This window comes from Nocardia sp. NPDC057353 (genome assembly GCF_042667085.1).
In the GTDB taxonomy this organism is placed as follows: Bacteria; Actinomycetota; Actinomycetes; order Mycobacteriales; family Mycobacteriaceae; genus Nocardia.
In genome coordinates this window covers 1-4,835 of record NZ_JBHVAK010000024.1, presented here as the reverse complement: position 1 = coordinate 4,835, position 4,835 = coordinate 1, and the positions used below count along the sequence as shown (strand labels likewise).

General features: G+C 71.0%; 4 protein-coding genes. 3 read left to right on the top strand and 1 reads right to left on the bottom strand.

Features of this window, described 5'->3' with window-relative positions; translation table 11 throughout:
* Positions 1-785: tetratricopeptide repeat protein (locus ACFUUZ_RS14835; protein ID WP_378696289.1), on the top strand; the 785-nt coding region annotated here is incomplete at its 5' end.
* Positions 786-805: 20 nt separating this feature from the next.
* Here the strand turns inward: ACFUUZ_RS14835 and ACFUUZ_RS14830 are convergent.
* Positions 806-1,402: a recombinase family protein gene (locus ACFUUZ_RS14830; protein ID WP_378696287.1), complete on the bottom strand. Its 597-nt coding sequence runs from the start codon at positions 1,400-1,402 to the stop codon at positions 806-808.
* A 262-nt stretch (positions 1,403-1,664) separates the two neighbouring features.
* Here ACFUUZ_RS14830 and ACFUUZ_RS14825 point away from each other — a divergent pair, with 262 nt between their 5' ends.
* The gene (locus ACFUUZ_RS14825) at positions 1,665-1,991 is read left to right on the top strand and encodes a trypco2 family protein (RefSeq protein WP_378696285.1); all 327 of its coding nucleotides are present in this window, start codon (positions 1,665-1,667) and stop codon (positions 1,989-1,991) included.
* Positions 1,992-2,115: 124 nt separating this feature from the next.
* The coding region (locus tag ACFUUZ_RS14820; RefSeq protein ID WP_378696283.1) for a tetratricopeptide repeat protein at positions 2,116-4,835 on the top strand (2,720 nt) is incomplete at its 3' end.

Sequence of the window (4,835 nt, the reverse complement as noted above, 5' to 3'; positions counted from 1 at the left end):
ACACCTACCGGGAGGCGGGGCGAGTCGGCGAAGCGATCGAACTGTACGAGCAGCTGCTCACCGAGGTGCGGCGGGTCCTCGGCGACGACCACCCCGACACCCTGACCACCCGCCACAACCTCGCCCACACCTACCGGGAGGCGGGGCGAGTCGGCGAAGCGATCGAACTGTACGAGCAGCTGCTCACCGAGGTGCGGCGGGTCCTCGGCGACGACCACCCCCACACCCTGATCACCCGCAACCAGCTCGCCACCGCCTACGAGACGGCGGGGCGGGTTGGCGAGGCCATCGAACTGTTCGAGCAGCTGCTCACCGACAACCGCCGAGTCCTCGGCGACGACCACCCCGGCTCCCTGACCACCCGCCACAACATCGCCCACGCCTACCAGGAGGCGGGGCGAGTCGGCGAGGCCATCGAACTGTACGAGCAGCTGCTCACCGACAACCGCCGGGTCCTCGGCGACGACCACCCCGACACCCTGATCACCCGCAACCAGCTCGCCTACGCCTACCGGGCGGCGGGGCGGGTCGGCGAGGCGATCGAGCTGTTCGAGCGGGTGCTCACCGACCGGCGCCGGGTCCTCGGCGACGACCACCCCGACACCCTGGCCACCCGCCACAACCTCGCCGGCGCCTACCGGGCGGCGGGGCGGGTCGGCGAGGCGATCGAGCTGTACGAGCGGGTGCTCACCGACCGGCGCCGGGTCCTCGGCGACGACCACCCCGACACCCTGAACACCCGCAATGAGTTCACCGCAGCGCGGAAGCGGCGAGGTTCTCGATGAACTGATTTCGCTAGTGCCGGTCAGTCGAGCGACGCGGTACCGCTGTTCGCGACTCCCGCGTCGCGGGCCGCTCTCACCTCGCCGTGGACCACGGCCAGGCTGACCCCGACCCCCCGGGCGATCTCGCGCAGGGATTCCCCTTCGGCGTGGCGGGCCAGGATCGCGCGGCGCTTGTCGGCGTCGACCACCCGCGGCCGGCCACCCTTCCGCCCACGCTTCGCGGCAGCGGCCAGGCCGTCGCGGGTCTTGCGGGCGATGTCGCGGCGCCGGTCCTCGGCCAGGGCGAGGGCCAGGTCGAGGATGAGGCTGCGCTCGGTGTGCTCCCCGGCGGCGATGCCGTGCAGCACCTTCACCTGAATGCCCTGCTCGAACAGATCGTTGAGCACCAGCAGGCCTTCGAGCAGGTTGCGGCCGAGCCGGTCGGCCTCCTGCACCACGAGCATGTCCTCGGCGCGCAGGTACGCCAGCGCCGCCTGCAGCCCGGGCCGGTCGGCCACGGCGAGCTTGCCGGAGATCTTCTCCTCGAACACCTTCACGCAGATCGGGTCCAGGTCATCGTGCTGGCGCGCGGTCTCCTGCTTCGACGTGCTCACCCGGACCAGACCGACCAACGCCACGGGAATCTCCTCCGAGATCGTTCGGGAAACGTGTTCGACAACCAGGCGCGAGCCTACCGGTTTCCGAACGGGTTTCCGAACACTTACTCCTGCGAGTTCTCCGGCGGCGGTTCGAGGTAGGTGCGTGTTCGGAAAACGAAGGCTCAGGAGGCCCGCCAGCAGGTGTCGGTAGTTCGAATGACAGTGAGCTGTGGGGTTTTCGGCTAGGGTCGCCGGGCCGGTGCACCGTGGTGGCCGGTTTCGGCGTGCTGGGAGGGTGGTTGTGGAGATCGAGTTGAGCAAGGCTGTGGCCGGGCTGCGCGATGAGTTGCTGGCGGCTTCGGCTGCTGGCGTGGGTTCGTCACTACCGTTCGCGGTCGGTCCGATCGAGTTGTCGTTCGAGGTCGAGCTGCGCGTGGATACCAAGGCCAAGGCGGGGTTCAAGGCGTGGGTGGTCACCGGTGAGGTCGAGGCGGGTGCCGGGCGTACTCGCCGGCATCGGGTGAGCGTGACGTTGACCCCGCAGGCTCCCGGTGGCGGGCCCGTTCTGGTCGGCAGCGACCGCGAGGACGAGCAGCCCTCGGACCAGTCCGACTACGTCGAGCCCTGACCCGCCGCCACGAGGTATTTCGGCGAGGAATTTCGAGGAAGGGTTGGTGGGGGTGCAGCGTGAGCGGGTGGTCCGGGTCAGCGGGGTTTCGGCGGGGTCGGGGTATCTGATCGGGCCGTCGTTGGTGCTGACCTCGGCTCATGTCGTGGGCGAATCCGGTGAGGTCGGGCTGCTGCGGCCGCGGGACCGCGTCGGTTACACCGGCACGGTGGTGTGGCGGGGGACCGCGGCGGGCCGTGACGACGCCGCGCTGGTGCATATCTCGGATCCGGGGTGGCAGCCTCCCGCGGTGGCTGCGGTGGTGTGGGGGCGAACGGTGACCGACCGCCCACGCGCGCGGTGTCAAAGCTGGGGGATGCCGGATTTCGTGCAGAGCGAGGGTCCCGGGGTCGAGACCTTCCAGGCCACGGGCCGGATCAATCCCGGCACCACGATGTCGGCCAACCGCTACACCGTCGAGCTCGACGAGCACCCGCCCGCCGACCTAGGGCGATCACCGTGGCAGGGGATCTCGGGGGCCGCGGTGTTCTGCGGGGATCTGCTGGCCGGGGTGATTGCCGAGGACCCGGCCCACCGTTCGCATGCCGCGTTGTCTGCGGTGCCGGCCTATGTCCTGCTGAGCAGGCCGGGATTCCGTGCGGCGGTCGAGAAGTACAGCGGGACGGCGGGGTTGCGGTGGGAGCCGGTCGAGCTGGCCGAGCTGATGGACTCGCAGTCCCCGCTGAAGAACACGACCGCGCTGGGGTCGCCGTCGGGGCTGTTGCTGGCCCGGCGTGCGGTGGTGCCGTTCCGGCCCGGCCGCGAGACGCTGCTCGGCCGGTTGCACGCCTGGGCGGGTGAGCCCGGGGCTGGGGTGTGGCTGCTGCACGGGCCGGGCGGTCAGGGTAAGACCCGGCTGGCGCACGACTTCGGTGAACAGCTCACCGGCAAGCGGTGGTCGGTGCTGTGGCTCGACCCCGCCCACACCGACCGCGAGCGGTTGGAGCTGCTCGGACAGGTCAACGATTCGCTGCTGGTGGTCATCGACTACGCCGAGTCCCGCCCCGCCCAGCTCGCCACCGTGCTCGACACCGCCGCCACGGCCGCGGCCGCGGGCCGGGTGGTGAAGGTGCTGCTGCTGGCCCGCACCGTCGGGGACTGGTGGAACGATGTCGCCGTGGGCGGTCCCGGCGCGGAGGAACTCACCGAGTCCGCCCACGTCACCGGTCTGGAGCCGCTGGATGCCACCAGCAGCGGCCGTGAGGCCACCTACCGGGCCGCGGTCGGGGCCTTCGCCGCCACCCTGCCGGCCCTGTCGCAGGCCGGATCCCATGACTGGGACCGGGCAGCGGCCGCGGTGCTCGACACCCCGGGGCGTGATCTCGGAGACGGGACGACTGTGTTGGGTGTGCAGATGCAGGCCTTGGCCGACCTGCTCGATACCGGCACCGCCACCGACTCCGCGAGCAACGGCCGGACCCCGGAGGATCGGGTTCTGCTGCACGAGCGCCGCTACTGGGAATACACCATGGACTCGGTGGGGCTCGCCGAGGTGGGGGTGGCGGTTCTCGAAGACACCGTCGCGGCCACCGCGGTGCTCGGCCCGGCCACGACCGGGGAACTCGATGTGGTGATCAGGCGCGTGCCGGCGCTGTCCGACCAGCCCCTGCTGGTGCGGGGCAGAGTGCGGGACTGGTTGATGAGCCTCTACCCCGGCCACACCGACACCGCCTTCGGCGGGCTCGCACCGGACCGGATCGCGGAATACCTCGTCGGGCGCCGCGTCCTCGCCCCCCGACGCCCCAGCATCATCGACACCCTCGCCACCACCCTCACCGACACCCCGCAAGCCGAGTACCTACTCACCGTGTGCACCCGCGCCGCCGCCCACCCTCCACTGGCCGCGGTCGGCGAGCACCTCACCGACTGGTGCGCCCGCAACCCCGACACGCTTCTGCCCGCAGCGATCGCCGCCGCCACCCGCGTCGAAAAATCCCAACCCCTCACCACCGCCCTCGACCACGCCATCTCCGCAACCAGCACCGAAACACTCCAAACCCTGCACACCCTCATCCCGCACCAGACTCAAGCCCTCGCCCCCACCGCGACCACACTGCTGCAAGCCCTCGTAGACCGGCTTCGCGGCGAAGATGACCCCCATTCATCAGTCCTCGCCATGAGCGTGAACAACCTCGCGGTCCGGCTCAGCGGGCTCGGCCGCGCCGAAGAGGCCCTGACCGCCGGCGAAGAGGCCACCGAGCTCTACCGGACGCTGGCCACCCAGCGCCCCGACGCCTACCTGCCCGACCTCGCCACGAGCCTGAACAACCTCGCGAACCAGCTCGGCGGGCTCGGCCGCGCCGAAGAGGCCCTGACCGCCATCGAGGAAGCCGTCCAGCTCCGCCGGACGCTGGCCACCCAGCGCCCCGAGACCTACCTGCCCGACCTCGCCATGAGCCTGAACAACCTCGCGGTCCGGCTCGGTGAGCTCGGCCGCCTCGAAGAGGCCCTGACCGCCATCGAGGAAGCCGTCCAGCTCCGCCGGACGCTGGCCACCCAGCGCCCCGACGCCTACCTGCCCAAGCTCGCCACGAGCCTGAACAACCTCGCGAACCGGCTCGATGGACTCGGCCGCCTCGAAGAGGCCCTGACCGCCATCGAGGAAGCCGTCCAGCTCCACCGGACGCTGGCCACCCAGCGCCCCGACGCCTACCTGCCCGACCTCGCGGGAAGCCTGAACAACCTCGCGAACCAGCTCAGCGGGCTCGGCCGCGCCGAGCAGGCCCTGACCGCCATCGAGGAAGCCGTCCAGCTCCGCCGGACGCTGGCCACCCAGCGCCCCGACGCCTACCTGCCCGACCTCGC